The following is a 16,851-nucleotide window of genomic DNA, read 5'->3' on the forward strand; positions in this document are numbered from 1 at the left end:
GGTGGAAGTATTATCTCCTGAGCATACGTTCCTTATTCTGCCTGCATTGTAGGAATAGTGGCATGAACAAAAAAAGGTGTTCCGCCGTCTTGAATCAGACGGCGGAACACCTATTACAGGAAGCTATTCTTGTATTTGATTACTTGGTGACGACAAGCGCGTTGCTGATCAGTCGTCCCGGGCTGGTCAGATACTTACCGTTGAAGTACAGGCCGCTGGAGGCGCCGCCGTCCAGATTCATTGCCTGATAAGCGCCGGCCTGCTTCATAATCTGGGCCAGTTGCGGGATAGTAGCCCCGCCGGTCGTCAGCAGAATCAGCTTATGGTCACGGGTGATGCCCAGAGCACTGCGGGCACCGCCGCCGGTGAGGATTTTAGGGTCCTTGAAGCCTTCGGCGGCAACATTCAGAGATACCGCACCGTTGACCAGCAGCCTTGGGCCTGCCTGGATTGCACCCTCGATACTGCCGCTCTGATACCTCGCGCTGAATTCACTTCCCGGAATCAGCTCGGCAAGCAGATTGCGGTCGTAGGCAAAGACAGCCCGCTTGTCGCCGGGGCTGTTCTTCAGCATCTTGCCGCCGCTGACAATATATCCGTAGGGTGCTTTGTAGGCTCCGCTTGTATAGGCGTCGAAGAAGGTTCCGTTAATGGCCGCAACGGCTCCGCTGCGCTTGGCAATGCTGCCAAGTGCCTCTGTCTTGCCGACGGTGTTGCCAGCAAGCACGGCGTCCAGGCGGACGGAGGGATGCATCAGCGATACTGTTACAGTCTGTACACTGAAGGATCTGGAGCCAACCTTATATGTATGCTTGCCGCTGACTGCTGCAGGTGCATCCTGCTTGACCAGTGCGCCGCTTACCACCGGCAGGACGGCTTCTTCACCAGCTGCTGAGAGTGTAACGGAAGCTGTTTCTTTGTTCCATTTCAGACCGATTCCCATTGCCGTACTCACGGCAGACAGCGGTACATAGGTCGTGCCGTTCCCGCTGAAGGGCAGAGCGGTAAGAGTTACCGCTTTTCCGTTAACGGTAGCGGAGGCTTGGCCCATAGTAAGAAGAATGGAGCTATTTCCGCCGGAAATTTCAATTTCCTTTGTAGCCGGGTTCAGAACCGAGGTGATGCCGAACAGGCCGTTCAGGAAGCGCAGCGGAATGAACGACTGGCTGGATTTGTCCACGAACACGGCGTTTTTTGGGGCTGCTGAAGCGGAGGCCAGGGAACCAGGCTGCAGGGACGGCAGACCGGTTAGCAGAAGCAGCAGAATCAGACAGAGGGTGGAGCATTTTTTAAGCATGAACAGAATCTCCTTTAGCATAGTACGTATTTCCTGTATATCAGGATGAATATGGAACCTGCCCCAGAATGATGTACCGGAGTCATGGCTCTGCCAATATTTATCGTCAATTACCGGAGATTTCATTAGAGTGACCAGACACATGCGCCTTAAGGGCCGTTCGTATATAATTTAGTTATTCTATTTTATTTTGCACAAAGGCGGTTTGTATCCATGATAACAACTATAGGCCTGATCCGGCACGGCAGCACCTTATGGAATAAAGAAGGCCGTATTCAGGGCCGCACGGATAATCCGCTCGATGAAGAGGGCCTATTGCAGGCGGCAGAGCTTGCTGAACGGCTTAGCGGTGAGGAGTGGGAGCTGGTCTACTCGAGTGATATGATTAGAGCCAGGCAGACAGCAGAGGTAATTGCAGCCAGACTCGGCCTTACGGTGGCAGGTCTGCTGCCGGGAATCCGCGAGATGGACGGCGGACTGCTGGAAGGTACAACGGAGCAGGAACGGGTAAAGCGCTGGGGTCAGGAATGGAAAACGCTGGAGCTTGGACTGGAGAATAATGATTCGGGGCGTCTGAGAGGCTGCAAGGCTATTGAAGAGGTCGCTGCGCTGCATCCCGGCCAGCGTGTGCTGGTGGTCAGTCATGGCGCAATTCTGCGCAGTACGCTTGGCGGGCTTGTGCCCGGGCTTGATCTGAGCCGGCTGCTGAAGAACACGTCGCTCACCCGGATTGTGAAGGACGGGGAGACGTGGACCTGCGAGCTTTACAATTGTGTGAAGCATCACGGGGAATCCGCCGGATAACAGAACCGCCGGTTCAGCATATTCATTGCTGATCTGCCTGTATTGTCATCCAAAAGATTCCATTGAGAAACGGGCCTTACCTGCCGATAATAAGTGTAATACAGATACAAATCACATACGCGACAATGATCCTACTTATTTAGTAGCAAAAGGGAGTGCTCCTTAAATGGAAGAAGCGCGAAATTATATGTTTGCATTACTCTCTGTTCTGCTGGCGGCAGGTACAGCTTATTCCGTGCTGCGGGCCGGATACTATTTGGCGGACAAAGGCCCAAAGGCCCGTGCCCTGCGCACGAGCCTGGTCATTCTTATGCTCACCGGCGGGATATCGGGCATGCATATGTTTGGTGTACAAGCTGTACCGGGAATTAGCCTTACGGGCAGCGGTCTGCTAATCCCTTTGTCGCTTTATGCGCTGACCCTGGCCCTGATGATCTGGCTGTTCCACCGTATCAGCCAGATGCTGGCCGAGCGTGAACAGCTAAAGGAGCTGGCCTACAGGGACAGCCTGACCGGCCTGTTCAATAAGAACGGCATGGATCACTTCTGGAATCACTGCAAGTCCGGTGAGCAGCTTGCCGTGCTATATCTTGATCTGAACCGCTTCAAGTCGATCAACGACAAGCTCGGCCATCATATCGGCGATTTGCTGCTGCAGGCCGTAGGCGGTTCATTGCAGCAGTTCTCCAGCAAGGGAAAACGGCATATATTCCGGGTCGGCGGTGATGAATTCGTGATTATAGCGAAGCGATGCAGCTATAGGGAAGCTGAACAGCTGGCTTTAAAGGTGCTGGAGAGCACAACCCGTAACTACCAGCTTGAGCAGCACGAGTTATTCGTCTCAGCAAGCATCGGCATTACAGCGAGCCAGGGAACTGTCGATCCGATCCGCCTGCTGAAGGAAGCCGATTCAGCAATGTATACAGCCAAGCAGCTGGGCAGAGGGCGTTATGCAGTTCACAAGCAAAGCAATGTTATTCAGCCGGTGAACTGGCTGGGCAGAACCAAAGCGAATTAAGCAGCAAGCCATGTGCTGTGAAGTATAGTGCAGTCGCTGTTAAAACACAAAGAGTCCGGGAGCGCAGCCGTTGTACCGGCGCGGCCGCCCGGACTCTTTGTGCCGGATATTAAGCTTGTCTGCCAGCCAGCAGTCCGGCCAGCACATCCGGATAATCGGTAATGATACCGGCAACTCCGGCATCTATTAAATCGTTCATCCGCTGCGGATCATTGACGGTCCAGGGATGATAGGCCTTGCCCAGCTCCGCTGCTTCAGCAACAAACTCAGGCAGTACGGCAAAGTGATAAGCGTGCAGCGCATCGGCATTCAGGGTGGCGGCATAATTCCAAGGACGGAATAAGCCTTCCGAATATAGAATTCCCGTGCGGATCTCCGGTGCAAGCGATTTGCAGTGAGCCAATGAATAATGGTTGAAGCTCGACAGAACGACCCGCTCGCTCATACCGTAATCCCGCACGGCGGCGATAACCTTTTCTTCCATTCCCGGATACATAAAAATCCCGTTCTTCAGCTCAATGTTCAGCACCGTATCCCGGTCCTTCAGCAGATCCAGCAGCTCCTCCAGCACCGGCAGGCGTTCTCCCGCGAACTCCGGCCCGAACCACGAACCTGCATCCAGCTCCAGCAGCTGGCTAAGTGTCTTGTCCTTTACATAGCCATCAGCCCCGGTAGTGCGCTTAAGGCCCTCATCATGTATAATCACCAGCCCTCCGTCAAGTGACAGCTGGACATCCGTTTCAATTCCGGTTGCTCCCAGCTCCAGCCCCTTGCGGAATGCCGCCATCGTATTCTCCGGGCAGACTGCAGAGGCCCCGCGGTGTGCAAAGTTGATAATGCTGTTCATGTGACGTTTCCCTCCAGCTTATTGATTTCATTACTCCTGATTGTACAGGCGCCTGTTCACTAATTCCACATGAGGGCAGCAAACCCTGTCCGCTTAACGCAAAAGGATGCTGGCCGCTGCAAATTTTACACAGGGCTGACGGAATGGACTACAATAAGTTCAGACTGCTTATAACATACATAGAAAGAAGAGATGGATTTGAATTTTTGTCTGGAATGCGGAACCAAGCTGGTCTTGAAGGAATGTAACGGGGAGGGGGAGGTGCCTTTTTGCGGGGAATGCGGGGTGTTCAGATTCCCGGTGTTCAGTACGGCGATGAGCACTGCGGTCCTGAACCGCGAGATGAACAAAATTCTGCTGATCCAGCAGTATAACCGCAAACACTATATCCTGCTCGCAGGCTACGTGAATAAAGGGGAGAACGCCGAGGAGACCCTGATCCGCGAGGTGAAGGAAGAAGCCGGGCTGGATATCATCGCTTACGAATATATGCGGAGTGAATATTTTGCGCCGTCCAATACGCTTATGCTGAATTATATGAGTGTGGCGGACTCAGAGGATCTGAGCGGAATCAGCGAAGAGCTGGATCATGCGGCCTGGTTCACTCTGGAGGAAGCGGAGAAAGCCATTATGCAGGGCAGCCTGGCAGAGCGTTTTCTGCTCAACATTATCGCCAGGCTGCAGCAGGGTAAGACGCTCGATAGCCTGACCTTTCCGGTCCGCTGAACCAAGCCGGAGCTGACGGCATTTTACCTACGCTGAGAGGATCTTCAGGAGCGCTTCATGCACATGCTGAACCTCAGTGAATGCCTGAGAGTATTCCGGATCTGTTTTTTTGGAAGGAGCAAGGTTTGGCAGAAAAGGGATGGACAGGACCGGCGTATCGGCACTGCTGAGATAGATTCGGAGTGTGAGCTCCTTGATCTCCTCTGCATCTGGCGGGCTGGAGTCTGCGGGCGTTCCAGTATTTCGTGCAGCGTCATGACGGTTGAAGCCGTACCCGGGTTTACCAGCGCTGGTTGTAATCCGGCTTGTCTTGCTGGCCTTGGTGAGGGTGAGGGCATTCTCAACAATCTCTGATCCCAGTATCGTATCATACGTGTACAGCTGCGCGGTTGCATGCTCTGCCCTGCCTGGATTACAGCTGCCGATGGCCAGCGTTCTGCCGGCTTCATCAAGAGCGATCATATGTGACTGGTCAGGTGTGACATACCGCCGGGGGAAGGCCAGCTGATAGGAGCTGAGCGCCCGGGCCAGCCTGGTCAGATCGGATGAGGGATGGGAGAGCCGGAGCTTCAGCACCGCTGCTGCCAGCAGCAGGCCTATTCCCAGCGCGGCGAACATGTACATAAGGAAGATCAGCATTTTCTATCAAGCCTCCTAGACTGTTTAGTTGGATAGAGTCCACTTAATCCCAGCTTGCTTCAGCATTTACAACCATTAGATGGAACAACGCCATCTATTTTGGAGGATTTATCGCTCAGAAGCCCATATCACCGAAATTAGCTGGCGTTTTGCCCGCTAATTCACTTATGATCCGGTTCAGCGAAGAATTAGTTGGCGGATCTCCACCTAAATAGATTCAATAGCGGCGGGAACTTTCGGATAGCGGGGCTAATCGTCCTCATCGTCACTCTATTAAAAGAATATGCCGGGTAAGCGTGAACAAATGCATAGCTGCGGCGTATGGAATCCATTATTCTTTTTTGTATGCTGCAGTAGCGGCAATAAATCAGAGAATGCAGGAGATGATCGGCTTGATCGTAGACACACTGGGACATTTACTTGAGAATGAGGCAGCATACGGAGAGAAAATTAAGGCAGGGCTGCATTTTTTGCGGGACACGGATTTCAGCGGACAGGCCGCAGGACGCCATGAAGTCGATGAGAATATGTTCTACTTCATTAATGAATATGACACGAAGGCTGCCGGGGATTGCTTCTGGGAAGCGCACCGGATTAATCTGGACCTCCACTACATTCTGGAAGGCACAGAGCGGATCGGCTATGCGGCCATTGAACAGCTGGAGGTAAAAGAGGAATACAGTGCCGAGAAGGACGCAGTGTTCTTCACTGGTGAGCTGCAGTCTGCGGTAACCGCAGGCCCTGGAGCGCTGGTGGTCTGCTATCCGCAGGACGGCCACATGACCGGCATCGAAGCCGGGAGCAAGGAAGCGGTGCGAAAGGTTGTGCTGAAGATTAAGCTGTAGCAGCTCCTAATAAAGCGGTCAAGCTACTGTAAGGCGCTGCAAAGAAACCCGGGTCCTGTGGACTCCGGGCTTTTTGCGTTCGGAGGGGAACCCTGCATGGGCGCCGAGTAAGTATCTTGGCAAAGGCCTTGCCGCGTGCAATTTGTTTTTACTCACAGGGATAAGGTACGATTACCGTAACCGGTTCACGGATTACCATGATCCGGTAAAAGAACCACACGTAAGGAGCCGCGCTTATGAGCATCTATCTCGAGCTTCCGGATGTGGACAAGCATTTTCCTTTCCGTAGCCTGATCTGCGGCGGGGATGAGCTCTGCTATCCGCACTGGCATAAAGAAATTGAAATGATTTACGTAACTAAAGGAAGACTAAATCTGGGAATAAATGATACTCCAATCCGCATGGAGCAGGGGGAAGTGCAATTTATCAACGGGGGAGACGTGCATTATTTTCTTGCTTCGCCGGAGAGCGAACGGGTAGTTCTCCAGTTCGACCTGAATTTGTTTCAGGAGCTGGCGGCTACCTGCGGAACTGATTTCTCGCTGCGCGAGGTGTTTACGGCGATGGAGCATTCCAGCTCAGGCTGGCCTCAGGAGACGGCCGGGCGGATCATCGGACTGATTGAAAGTATATATGAAGAGGACACCCGGCGGGGGGAAGGCTATGCCTATCTGATCAAAGCCCGTCTATTTGAGCTGCTGACCGTGATTATGCGCGAGGTTCCCAGGAATAACGCAGGCAGGCTGCCGAAATTTTCAGAGGATACCCTGTCACAGTCCCGGGAAATGATGGAGCGTCTGGAACGGATTTTTATCTATGTTGAGCAGCATTACCAGGAGCAGATCACCCTTAATGAGGTAGCCGGTCATATGGGCTTCAGTCCGTATTATTTTACCAAGCTGTTCAAAAAGCACACCGGCATGACCTTCGTCGCCTTCCTCAATGAATACCGGCTGAACAAAGCCAAATGGATTCTGCTCAATGAGGATCTGCCGATGTCTGCTGTTGCTGAAGCCGCCGGGTTTGGCAGCGTGAAGACCTTTCATCATTTTTTTAAGTCGGCAACCGGTATTTCGCCGCTGAAATATCACAGGACAATATTCGGGAATAACAGGGCAAGAATGCAGGAAGAAAGCGCTTCGCAGGATTTGTATGATTAGAGGCAGAGAGTTCACAACATTCGTTGGAGGGAAATAGAGAATGACTTTAAAAGTGGGAATTATCGGCTGCGGGGGCATCGCAACCGGCAAGCATATGCCGGCTCTGAGCAAAGTGGAAGGCGCTGTCATGGTTGCTTTTTGCGATATCGTACCTGAACGGGCCGAGCAGGCCAAAGCAGAATTTGGAGATGCGGACGCAGCGGTCTACACAGACTATAAAGAGCTGCTGAAAGATACCAATATAGATGTAATCCATGTGTGTACACCGAACATTTCCCATGCGGAAATTTCGATCGCCTCGATGGAGGCCGGCAAGCACGTGATGTGCGAGAAGCCGATGGCAAAGACTACCGCTGAAGCACAGGCGATGATTGATGCAGCTAAGCGTACCGGCAAAAAGCTGACCATCGGCTACCAGAACCGTTTCAGATCGGATTCGGCTTACCTGCATAAGGTATGTGAAAATAACGACCTCGGCGAAATCTACTACGCCAAAGCCAAGGCGATCCGCCGACGTGCGGTGCCGACTTGGGGCGTATTCCTGGATGAGGAGGCCCAGGGTGGCGGTCCGCTGATCGATATCGGCACCCATGCGCTCGACCTGACGCTGTGGATGATGGATAATTACAAACCGAAATATGCGGTAGGCAATGCTTACCACAAGCTGTCAGGCCGCAAAAATGCCGCCAACGCCTGGGGCCCGTGGGACCCGGAGAAATTCACAGTAGAGGATTCGGCAATCGGCTTCATTACCATGCAGAACGGGGCGACCATTGTGCTCGAAGCCAGCTGGGCGCTGAATACCCTGGATGTCGGTGAAGCAAAGACAACGCTTTGCGGGACAGAGGGTGGAGCCGACATGGAAAAAGGCCTGCGCATCAATGGTGAAGAGTACGGCAAAACGTTCGAGAAGCACATCGGCCTGGATGCTGCCGGCGTTGACTTCTACGACGGTGCAGGCGAAGATCCGGCGCTGGTTGAAGCCACGCAGTGGATCGACAGCATCATTAATGATACAGAGCCGGTTGTTAAACCGGAGCAGGCGCTGGTGGTAACCCGGATTCTGGAGGCGATCTACAAGTCGTCCGAGACAGGGATGCCGGTATTTTTTGAGGAATAAGTAAGTTGAACTTGAACATTTAGTTTCATTAATAAAGATCCATTTAGGAGTGTGTCCTATAGTGACAAGAGTAACCGTATGGAATGAGTACCGTCATGAGCTGCAGGAAGAGCGTATCCGCCAGGTCTATCCGCTGGGCATCCATACCCAGATTGCCGGATTTCTGGAGGATGCCGGGTTCGATACAGCTACAGCGACACTGGATGAACCGGAGCACGGACTGACAGAAGAAGTGCTGGATAACACAGATGTACTGGTATGGTGGGGCCATATTGCCCATCAGGAGGTCAGCGACGAGATCGTAAGCCGGGTCTATAACCGTGTGCTGCAGGGAATGGGGCTGATTGTGCTGCACTCCGGCCATATGTCCAGAATCTTCATGAAGCTGATGGGCACCAGCTGTGATCTGAAATGGCGCGAAGCGGGCGAGAAGGAACGCCTCTGGGTGATGGACCCGAGCCATCCGATTGCCGAAGGCATCGGCGAATATATCGATCTGGAGCAGGAAGAGATGTACGGGGCGCATTTTGATGTACCGGCACCGGAGAGCCTGATCTTTGTCGGCTGGTTCGAGGGCGGCAACGTGTTCCCGAGCGGCTCGACCTACCGGCGCGGCAGCGGCAAAATCTTTTACTTCCAGCCGGGCCATGAATCTTATCCGACGTATTACCATAAAGAAATTCAACAGGTTATCATCAACGGCGTAAACTGGTGCGCACCAACCAAGCGCGATTATCCGGTGTACGGCCATTCCCAGGCTCTGGAGCCAATTCGCGAAAAGGTGGGCGTATAAATGAAATTAGGCGTATTTGATCCCGTATTCGGAAGTTTGACTCTTGATGAGATGCTCGATAAAATCGCGGCCGCCGGCCTGAATGCCGTAGAGATCGGCTCAGGCGGTAACCCTGGCAATCCGCACTGCCCGACTGACGAGCTGCTGGCTAGCGGAGAAGCACGCAAGGCTTACCTGGAAAAATTCACTAGCCGCGGTATTATGATCAGCGCATTCAGCTGTCACAACAACCCGATCTCACCTGACAAGGAAGAAGCCCGTCAGGGTGATGAAATTCTGCGCAAGTCAATCAAGCTGGCTTCGCTGATGGGGGTTCAGGTCGTTAATACGTTCTCCGGCACCGCCGGAGACAGCGAGGATGCCAAAGCGCCGAACTGGCCGGTATCGCCTTGGCCTACCGTGTACAGCGACATTCTGACCTGGCAGTGGGAGCAGAAGCTGATTCCGTACTGGAAGGAGATCGGCAAGCTGGCGGAGGAGCATGGCGTGAAGATTGGCATCGAGCTGCACGGCGGCTTCCTGTGCCATACGCCTTACACGATTCTGAAGCTGAGAGAAGCGACCTGTGACGCTATCGGGGCTAACCTTGATCCTAGCCATCTGTGGTGGCAGGGAATTGATCCGGTTGGCGCAATCAAGATTCTCGGCAAGGCCGGAGCGATCCATCACTTCCATGCCAAGGATACCTATCTCGATCAGGATAACATTAACATGTACGGCCTGACCGATATGCAGCCTTACGGCGATGTGCAGACCCGGGCGTGGACGTTCCGCTCCGTCGGCTGCGGTCACAGCCTGTCCGAGTGGTCGGATATGATGAGCGCACTGCGTACCTACGGCTATGATTATGTAGTAAGCATCGAGCATGAGGACCCGCTGATGTCAGTGGACGAAGGCTTCCAGCGTGCCGTTACCAACCTGCAGTCGATCCTGATCCGCGAGCAGCCCATTGACATGTGGTGGGCATAATCTATTGCTAGTCAAAAATCCGTTCCCGCATGGGAACGGATTTTTGGCGCCGGTTCGCATTGATATTAAATCCGCTTCCACACCTTCTCCGGCTGATGCTCAGGCTGCGTAAGCTGCACTTCGCCGTCTTCCAGCATAAGCCAGCTGCTGAAGGCAGCCCCGTTCTCCCGCAGTTGAATTACCCGCGTTCCCCGCGGAAATCCCTCGCGTCCATAACTGTTATAGCCGGTAGCCCGCCCATAATGCAGGCGGATGCCGTGCAGTTCTCCCCAGAAGTCATTCACGTGATCATGCCCGCAGAAGACCCCTTTGACATCCTGCCTTTCCACGAAGGCTGCGAATAAACCGGAGTTCACCTTGGCACAGCCCATCCCTTCGTAATTGTGTCCGTAACATACATTATAGTCCCACAATTCATTGTATTCCGGCAGGGGAATATGCAAAAAAGCAAGAGAGGGTACGCTCTGCCCGTTGTTCGCTTCTGCAAGCGCAGCCGAGTGCTCCAGATACCAGGCGATTTGCCCCTGGGTGATCCACTCGAAGCCCCCGGGCGGGTGTACTGCATTGCTCCCGGAATCAAATAAATAAAGGGCCGCAGACGGGGCTTCTTCGGCGGAATGCAGCAGGATAACCGTATGCCCTAAACGGTTGCCCAGCTCCGGTCCTTCCTCCGTCAGGCAATGCGGGCTGGCCTGCTGCAGGCGGAGCAGTTCATGCTTAACGGAGAGTGAGTGTCCGGCATCATGATTGCCGAAAACAGCCGCCCACGGTACGCCGGCTTCAATAACAGCGGCTACTGCATGGCTGTAGGCTGTAACCGGATCGGGGCAATCCTCATAATGGATAACGTCCCCTGTAAACAGTACCAAATCCGGCCTTATGTTATGTAAAATATCCTTCATTAACAGTGCAGTGCGTTTATCGTGCTCCGTTTCGCTCCAGTGCAAATCGGTAAACTGGACGATGGTGAATGTTCCGTCCGGGCGGAATGACAGGTTGTTCATGGAGAGACCTCCTTATTCTTCAGCAAATCAATTGTTTATTTTTTTTAGCTGTGAGTTAATCCGAAATTGATATGGAGTAAGGGACACATTTTTTTTGAAAACAATGCAAAATTGTGAAGATGTCAAATAGCCGACGGCTTTGCCGATATCACAGACAGAAAGTTTGGTATCGATTAACAGCTCTTGAGCTTTTTTTATACGAACGGATTGTAAAAAGCGTAACGGCGACACTTTAAATATTTTTGTGAATTTATTGCTTAGATAGACCGGATTATAAGTGACAAGGTTCGCTAATAAGTCTAGAGTCAACGGTTCGTTATAATGCTTACGGATGTACCGGTACACATAGACCATCCTGACATCCAGACTCTTGTCCTCGCTCCAGTGCTCCGTCAGCGGTGGGGGCGGCAGGCAAGATTCTGAACACTGCCGGATAAGCAAGGCAAGCTTATCCTCAGCTTCAATATTCTCGGGTATGAGCGGGGAATGGAGAATGTCCAACGCCAGCTCACGAAGGAGAGGGGAGGGCAACGACAACAGAAAAATGGAAGGATGCAAGAGAAAATTATACACAGAGAAGGTGATGCCGATCAGCTTTAAGTATTGCGAACTATGATTTGTAAATTCACAATCCTTGCAGAACATTAAAGTGCCGGCTTCCATTAAAAATGCCTTTCTTCCTTTTGCATTTACATGCAAATCTGAGAATGTGTATACAAGCGTGACAGTGTTCTGGCCCCAGGAACAGCAACTGAATGATTCTTCGGGGGGTAAAATACGCTCAAACTTAGAATATATTAATATTTTCATATTTCACCACTAAAAAGTAATATTTTCCATACTATAGCAGGATAAAAATGACTTCTCAACTGTATCAATTTCAAATAATAAATCTTTAGACGTTTTAGCGTAATTACTAATATATTTACATATAATTTCTAATTTTACAGAGGTTATAGATTACTATGTAAATTTATTGTAAACTACAGCTGACTAAATTTGGTTAAAATAACAATTATAAAAGGTGGATGAAATGTGGCAGAACCTCGATCATACTCTATGAAATTTATGGATTCTGTTTTGGGCATTGATGTGGATACGGAATGTATCCCGCTGATGGAGAACATTTTCCGGTTTTTCACGACCCATTTAAGCCTGACTCCCGGCCGGCCGGCCTCGGCAGAAGCATCTGTATTTGTGCATTCTTATGCAGAGCTTAATATCAAGAACCTGGAATGGGAAGAAGTACTGATCCGTAGAAACAAGTATCCGGAATTCCATCTCTATGGATTAAGAGGCCTGCCGGAGGCAGGGAAGGAAATGATACTGTCGGAGCATACAGGGACAGCTATTTTGTTTGAGGAACATCACCGCAGGATTCATTTATATATCTCTGAACGATCGTACATTCAAGTCATTGACTTGATCCGTGACCTTTTTATTCGTCTGGAGGAGTACAGGGGTACGCTGGTTTTACATGCATCTGCTGCCAGCGACGGTGAGAAGATAATAGCGGTAGTAGGAAGAAAGGGCGCCGGAAAGTCCACCTTCCTGCTGGAGCTTCTTGTGGATCACCAATACAAATTTGTTTCCGGCGACAAATTGTTTTTGCGTATCAATGATGGAGAAATTCAAGCGTACGGCTGGCCGGATTATCCGAGTCTGGGCTTTGGAACGATATTAAAGTACCCTCGGTTAGCAGAAATGTTAAAGGCAGAAGGTTATGAATTGGATCCTGCCAAGCCGGAGGCAAAGATATTATTCTCTCCGCATCTTCTCGAGAAGGTATTTGATTTTCAGTTTATTGCGGGGCCCATGCCTCTGCAGGCAGTTTTATTGCCGGATGTTCTTGCTTCGGAGGAAACGGGTGTCATTCAGGAGTCGGATCCAAGGCTTGTGACCGAGCATGTAGAAATAACAGCAAATAACCCTTTAAACGGCTGGAATCACTTTATTAAACCGGCAAGTTCTGATGTTATGCTGCCAAAAATTCAGCAGCTGTCAGATGCACTATCAACATGTCGTATGGTTTCTGTCAGAGGTAAAGGTATCTTGGATTCCGAACTGCTGTCCCGGATCACAGATTCTTCAGCCAGGGCTCTGGTATAAGTAACCTTAGCGATTGAAGGGGGAAGAATCGTGGTTGCCTTTGGAACGAAGTCTGAAACATTAGAGAGATTGTCCAGTACATTGAGTTCTGTAACCATTCTGCCGCAGATTAAGGTATCTGCGAAAGACTGGCCTATGGGCAAGCAGAATCTGTTAAAACTGATAAATGAACGGTCATGGCTATCTACTCCTCTAATTGTTCGCAGTAGCGCAAAAAATGAAGACGGCTTCAATCAATCGCTTGCCGGCAATTATTTGTCTGTACTTAATGTGGTAGGACTGGAGCCAATGGAGCAGGCAATAAGCCGGGTTTTTCAGTCTTACGGCCAAGTCCATGCTGATGATCAGGTCTTTATTCAGCCTATGCTGCAAGATGTCATTCATAGCGGGGTAGCTTTCAGCAAAGATCCCAATACAGGGGGCTCCTACTTCGTAGTCAATTATGATACTCATTCAGGCTCCACCAGTTCTGTTACTTCAGGAAGTTCTAACGAACTGGAGACTTTTTATTGCTTTAACACAGCCGAGCCGCGTGATCCCGTGATGTCACGGGTCATTGGAATGATGAGAGAGTTAATGCTGCTGCTCCAGACAGATACGCTTGATATAGAATATGCAATGACCTCAGATCATGAGCTATATCTGCTTCAGGTGAGGCCTCTGGTCTTAAAGTTTAATCATAATTCTGAAATAAAGCAGCAGCAGCAGGCTCTGTTAGAAATTGATTCAAGGCTCGAATGTCTGTTGCGGGCACATCCTCCGCTTCTGGGGCAGAAGAGCATTTTTGCTGTAATGCCGGATTGGAATCCCGCTGAAATTATCGGAACCAGACCCCGGCCTCTGGCCCTGTCCTTATACAAGGAATTGATAACGGATCATATTTGGGCCACCCAGCGTTTTCATTACGGCTACCGTGACGTACAGGGCCAGCCGCTGCTTGTGAATTTTGGATGCTTTCCTTATGTTGATGTCAGAGCCAGTTTCACATCGTTTATTCCGGCCGATGTACCGGAGCCTCTGGCTGAGCGATTATGTGAATTTTACTTGGATAAGCTCTCGTCCAATCCATCACTGCACGATAAAGTAGAGTTCGAGATTGTGTATTCATGCTATACATTTGATTTGGACCGGAGATTAGCTGAATTACAGGATGCAGGGCTTTCTGAGCAAGAACTGAGTGTGCTGAGTTCCAGCCTGCGTGAATTGACGAACCGGATTATCAATAATAATGACGGCCTTTGGCTGCATGAATTTCATATGCTGAAGGAGTTTGAGAAACGCAGAGCACAGGTATTAAACAGCCGGATGGACATCGTTTCAACTATTTATTGGCTGATCGAGGATTGCAAGACTTACGGAGCACTTCCGTTCGCTGGATTGGCGCGCTCTGCTTTTATTGCAATGCAGATGTTGCGGTCGTTGCTGGATTTGGAGATTCTCAATACAGCAGAGTACAGTGCTTTTATGGAGAGTCTGGACACGGTTAGCTCCAGAATGAAACGCGACTTCGGACAAATGTCCAGAGAAGAATTTCTGCTTCAGTATGGGCATCTGAGACCTGGTACTTATGATATTTTATCTCCGCGTTATGATGAACAGCCAGAAAGATATTTTACATGGGAATGCGCAGAGGCCGAAGATGGGGTTGTACACGAACCTTTCATTTTTAAATTGCCTGAGCATAAAATGAACAGAATATCGGAGTTGCTTGAGAAGCACCGCATACAGCTGGATGCCCCCGGTTTATTCAAATTTATCAGGGGTGCCATTGAAGGAAGAGAATATTCGAAATTTATTTTCACTCGAAGTCTCAGTGATGCGATCTCTTTAATCAAGCAGTTAGGAGCTACAACGGGGTTATCGGAGGATGACTGCTCCTTCCTTAATTACAATATTCTGAAGCAGCTTTATGCGTCCAGCGCAGCGGCATCCACTGCGATGCGGCAATCTGTTAAAGAGGGTAGAGAAAGCTACTGTATTTCCAGGCAAATCTGTCTTCCGCCCATTATTGTTGACATTAACGATGTATGGGAATTTTCACTGCCTGTGTTTGAACCGAATTTTATTACTCAAAAAACGGTGTGTGGAAATCTTGCATCAATCGGTGCAGAGAAGACTGAGCTTAAGGACAGCATTCTAATGATTCCTAATGCAGATCCCGGATATGATTGGATCTTTTCCCATCAGATCGGAGGTTTTATTACGATGTATGGCGGGGTGAATTCTCATATGGCAATCAGGGCAGGTGAATTAGGGATTCCTGCGATCATCGGAGCGGGGGAAGCGCTGTATAGAAAATGGTCATGCGGAAGTATTCTTGAGATTAATTGTGAAAATAAAAGTGTAAAAATAATCCGGTAATCATGACTAAGCACAGGGTAGGGGGAAATATATGTATAGCGCAGAAGAACAGCTTATTATTACAGCTTCCCAAGTACATCTCACCGGCAGAGAGCAAGAAATGATGGTGCAACTTGTGAGAGAAGAGCTGGACTGGGGATTCGTGTTGTATCAATGTGCCCATCACAGAGTGATTCCGCTTGTTTGGAACCATTTTCAAAATTTAGGTTTGACCCGGTTTATGGAGAAGTATGTGCGATATATATTTGAGCATGAATCCGCGCGTATCGCAGAACACAATGCTATTGTCCTAACCGAACTTAAATATGTATATCAGGCGTTTCAAAAAAGCGGAATAAGAGCGGTCTTGCTAAAAGGAGCGCTCTTGGCACCGACGGTGTACCAGAATATCGGGCTAAGAGAATTTCATGACGTTGACTTTTTAATAGGACAGGAGGAGTTGTCCAAAGTCACAAAAGTGCTGGCCGGGCTAGGTTATATACAGGGGCATTATGATGTTAGTACCAATACCATTACGCCGGCATCGAGAGAAGAGAAGATGTTGCACCGAATGAATACGCATGAGCTCACTGAGTTTCTAAAGCCTACAGGCCAAAGCGCTTGTAAAGCGGTTGAAATTGATGTGAACTTTGAGCTGGCGTGGAAGGGCCATAGCAATGCCTCCAATCAATACAGGCTCCCGGCGGCTGAATTTATTGCACAGGCTGAACAGGTGAATTCCCATGAAATGAACATTTACCGGTTGAAGCCGGAGCATCAGCTGATTCAATTATGTGCGCACTTGTACAGTGAAGCTGTCTTTTTCTGCTTTGAGTCCAGATGGCTGCGGGATAAGTTTGATTTAAACCTGATAAAATTCTGTGACATTAACGAGTTTCTTAAGCAGCAGGCGATTCATTGGGGCGAGCTTAAAAATATACTTGAAGCCATACCCAACGCCGGTGTGCCTGTCTTTTATACGTTATCTTTGCTTAACAAACTTTACCCGGATAGGGTACCTGTCGATTTCTTGGATGATCTGAACGGCAGGAAAGATCTGTTGGATATATTTTACGACAGAAACGGTGAGACACGGCAATGGGGAACCGGTTTTACAGAACGGATGTTTAACATTACGGACAAAGTGGGACAAGCTTTGGCAATGAATATAATCTGACTA

The 16,851-nt window shown here is 50.1% G+C and carries 16 protein-coding genes; 11 read left to right on the top strand and 5 right to left on the bottom strand.

Going from position 1 to position 16,851, the window contains the following annotated elements; genetic code table 11:
* Nucleotides 1-139 precede the first annotated feature (139 nt).
* Nucleotides 140-1,297: a phosphodiester glycosidase family protein gene (locus R70331_RS04980; RefSeq protein ID WP_042182165.1), complete on the bottom strand. Its 1,158-nt coding sequence runs from the start codon at nucleotides 1,295-1,297 to the stop codon at nucleotides 140-142.
* 213 nt (nucleotides 1,298-1,510) lie between these two features.
* Between R70331_RS04980 and R70331_RS04985 the strand changes: the two genes are divergently transcribed.
* Both R70331_RS04985 and R70331_RS30315 read left to right on the top strand, forming a co-directional pair.
* Nucleotides 1,511-2,101, top strand: a complete 591-nt coding sequence (locus R70331_RS04985; RefSeq protein ID WP_442950566.1) for a histidine phosphatase family protein — start codon at nucleotides 1,511-1,513, stop codon at nucleotides 2,099-2,101.
* A gap of 166 nt (nucleotides 2,102-2,267) precedes the next feature.
* Nucleotides 2,268-3,119 (top strand): GGDEF domain-containing protein, encoded by an 852-nt coding sequence (locus tag R70331_RS30315; RefSeq protein WP_052418919.1) that lies wholly within the window; start codon nucleotides 2,268-2,270, stop codon nucleotides 3,117-3,119.
* 109 nt (nucleotides 3,120-3,228) lie between these two features.
* Here R70331_RS30315 and R70331_RS04995 read toward each other — a convergent pair whose 3' ends face one another.
* Nucleotides 3,229-3,966, bottom strand: coding sequence for a glycerophosphodiester phosphodiesterase (locus R70331_RS04995; RefSeq protein ID WP_042173397.1), 738 nt, complete (start codon nucleotides 3,964-3,966; stop codon nucleotides 3,229-3,231).
* Between the two features lie 192 nt (nucleotides 3,967-4,158).
* Here R70331_RS04995 and R70331_RS05000 point away from each other — a divergent pair, with 192 nt between their 5' ends.
* Nucleotides 4,159-4,692 carry an NUDIX domain-containing protein gene (locus R70331_RS05000; RefSeq protein WP_231576407.1) on the top strand — a complete coding sequence of 178 codons (534 nt, stop codon included), beginning with the start codon at nucleotides 4,159-4,161 and terminating at the stop codon, nucleotides 4,690-4,692.
* 27 nt (nucleotides 4,693-4,719) lie between these two features.
* On the opposite strand, the gene R70331_RS05005 is transcribed toward R70331_RS05000, so the two are convergent.
* Complete coding sequence (locus R70331_RS05005; RefSeq protein ID WP_042173400.1) at nucleotides 4,720-5,331, bottom strand: hypothetical protein; 612 nt, start codon at nucleotides 5,329-5,331, stop codon at nucleotides 4,720-4,722.
* A gap of 383 nt (nucleotides 5,332-5,714) precedes the next feature.
* Between R70331_RS05005 and R70331_RS05010 the strand changes: the two genes are divergently transcribed.
* The 5 genes from R70331_RS05010 (at nucleotide 5,715) to R70331_RS05030 (ending at nucleotide 10,218) form a co-directional block, all read left to right on the top strand.
* A complete protein-coding gene (locus R70331_RS05010; RefSeq protein ID WP_231576486.1) occupies nucleotides 5,715-6,176 on the top strand; it encodes a NanQ anomerase/TabA/YiaL family protein in 462 nt (153 codons plus the stop codon).
* A 236-nt stretch (nucleotides 6,177-6,412) separates the two neighbouring features.
* On the top strand, nucleotides 6,413-7,336 hold the full coding sequence (locus R70331_RS05015; protein ID WP_042173404.1) for a helix-turn-helix transcriptional regulator: 924 nt from the start codon (nucleotides 6,413-6,415) through the stop codon (nucleotides 7,334-7,336).
* Between the two features lie 40 nt (nucleotides 7,337-7,376).
* Nucleotides 7,377-8,456 carry a Gfo/Idh/MocA family protein gene (locus R70331_RS05020; protein ID WP_042173406.1) on the top strand — a complete coding sequence of 360 codons (1,080 nt, stop codon included), beginning with the start codon at nucleotides 7,377-7,379 and terminating at the stop codon, nucleotides 8,454-8,456.
* 61 nt (nucleotides 8,457-8,517) lie between these two features.
* Nucleotides 8,518-9,249, top strand: coding sequence for a ThuA domain-containing protein (locus R70331_RS05025; RefSeq protein ID WP_042173408.1), 732 nt, complete (start codon nucleotides 8,518-8,520; stop codon nucleotides 9,247-9,249).
* On the top strand, nucleotides 9,250-10,218 hold the full coding sequence (locus tag R70331_RS05030; RefSeq protein WP_042173410.1) for a sugar phosphate isomerase/epimerase family protein: 969 nt from the start codon (nucleotides 9,250-9,252) through the stop codon (nucleotides 10,216-10,218).
* A 65-nt stretch (nucleotides 10,219-10,283) separates the two neighbouring features.
* Here the strand turns inward: R70331_RS05030 and R70331_RS05035 are convergent, their stop codons facing one another.
* Nucleotides 10,284-11,222 (bottom strand): metallophosphoesterase family protein, encoded by a 939-nt coding sequence (locus R70331_RS05035; protein WP_042173412.1) that lies wholly within the window; start codon nucleotides 11,220-11,222, stop codon nucleotides 10,284-10,286.
* Nucleotides 11,223-11,249: 27 nt separating this feature from the next.
* Nucleotides 11,250-11,885 (bottom strand): helix-turn-helix transcriptional regulator, encoded by a 636-nt coding sequence (locus R70331_RS30320; RefSeq protein ID WP_052418920.1) that lies wholly within the window; start codon nucleotides 11,883-11,885, stop codon nucleotides 11,250-11,252.
* A gap of 453 nt (nucleotides 11,886-12,338) precedes the next feature.
* Between R70331_RS30320 and R70331_RS30325 the strand changes: the two genes are divergently transcribed.
* From R70331_RS30325 to R70331_RS05055, 3 genes are read left to right on the top strand one after another with little or no spacing between them, the layout of a single operon-like run.
* Nucleotides 12,339-13,331: a hypothetical protein gene (locus R70331_RS30325; protein ID WP_156131077.1), complete on the top strand. Its 993-nt coding sequence runs from the start codon at nucleotides 12,339-12,341 to the stop codon at nucleotides 13,329-13,331.
* Between the two features lie 30 nt (nucleotides 13,332-13,361).
* Nucleotides 13,362-15,692 (top strand): PEP/pyruvate-binding domain-containing protein, encoded by a 2,331-nt coding sequence (locus R70331_RS05050; RefSeq protein WP_052418922.1) that lies wholly within the window; start codon nucleotides 13,362-13,364, stop codon nucleotides 15,690-15,692.
* 31 nt (nucleotides 15,693-15,723) lie between these two features.
* Nucleotides 15,724-16,848: a nucleotidyltransferase domain-containing protein gene (locus R70331_RS05055; protein ID WP_042173415.1), complete on the top strand. Its 1,125-nt coding sequence runs from the start codon at nucleotides 15,724-15,726 to the stop codon at nucleotides 16,846-16,848.
* The last annotated feature ends 3 nt before the right edge of the window (nucleotides 16,849-16,851 follow it).

The sequence above is a fragment of the Paenibacillus sp. FSL R7-0331 genome (assembly GCF_000758645.1).
GTDB lineage: Bacteria > Bacillota > Bacilli > Paenibacillales > Paenibacillaceae > Paenibacillus_AQ > Paenibacillus_AQ camerounensis.

Bases quoted from the DNA above. Each gene is read 5' to 3' on its own strand.
- R70331_RS05020 (WP_042173406.1), top strand. From the start codon at position 7,377: ATGACTTTAAAAGTGGGAATTATCGGCTGCGGGGGCATCGCAACCGGC.
- R70331_RS30320 (WP_052418920.1), bottom strand. From the start codon at position 11,885: ATGGAAGCCGGCACTTTAATGTTCTGCAAGGATTGTGAATTTACAAAT.
- R70331_RS05015 (WP_042173404.1), top strand. From the start codon at position 6,413: ATGAGCATCTATCTCGAGCTTCCGGATGTGGACAAGCATTTTCCTTTC.
- R70331_RS04980 (WP_042182165.1), bottom strand. From the start codon at position 1,297: ATGCTTAAAAAATGCTCCACCCTCTGTCTGATTCTGCTGCTTCTGCTA.
- R70331_RS30315 (WP_052418919.1), top strand. From the start codon at position 2,268: ATGGAAGAAGCGCGAAATTATATGTTTGCATTACTCTCTGTTCTGCTG.
- R70331_RS05005 (WP_042173400.1), bottom strand. From the start codon at position 5,331: ATGCTGATCTTCCTTATGTACATGTTCGCCGCGCTGGGAATAGGCCTG.
- R70331_RS04995 (WP_042173397.1), bottom strand. From the start codon at position 3,966: ATGAACAGCATTATCAACTTTGCACACCGCGGGGCCTCTGCAGTCTGC.
- R70331_RS05035 (WP_042173412.1), bottom strand. From the start codon at position 11,222: ATGAACAACCTGTCATTCCGCCCGGACGGAACATTCACCATCGTCCAG.
- R70331_RS04985 (WP_442950566.1), top strand. From the start codon at position 1,511: ATGATAACAACTATAGGCCTGATCCGGCACGGCAGCACCTTATGGAAT.
- R70331_RS05055 (WP_042173415.1), top strand. From the start codon at position 15,724: ATGTATAGCGCAGAAGAACAGCTTATTATTACAGCTTCCCAAGTACAT.
- R70331_RS05000 (WP_231576407.1), top strand. From the start codon at position 4,159: ATGGATTTGAATTTTTGTCTGGAATGCGGAACCAAGCTGGTCTTGAAG.
- R70331_RS30325 (WP_156131077.1), top strand. From the start codon at position 12,339: ATGGAGAACATTTTCCGGTTTTTCACGACCCATTTAAGCCTGACTCCC.
- R70331_RS05010 (WP_231576486.1), top strand. From the start codon at position 5,715: ATGATCGGCTTGATCGTAGACACACTGGGACATTTACTTGAGAATGAG.
- R70331_RS05030 (WP_042173410.1), top strand. From the start codon at position 9,250: ATGAAATTAGGCGTATTTGATCCCGTATTCGGAAGTTTGACTCTTGAT.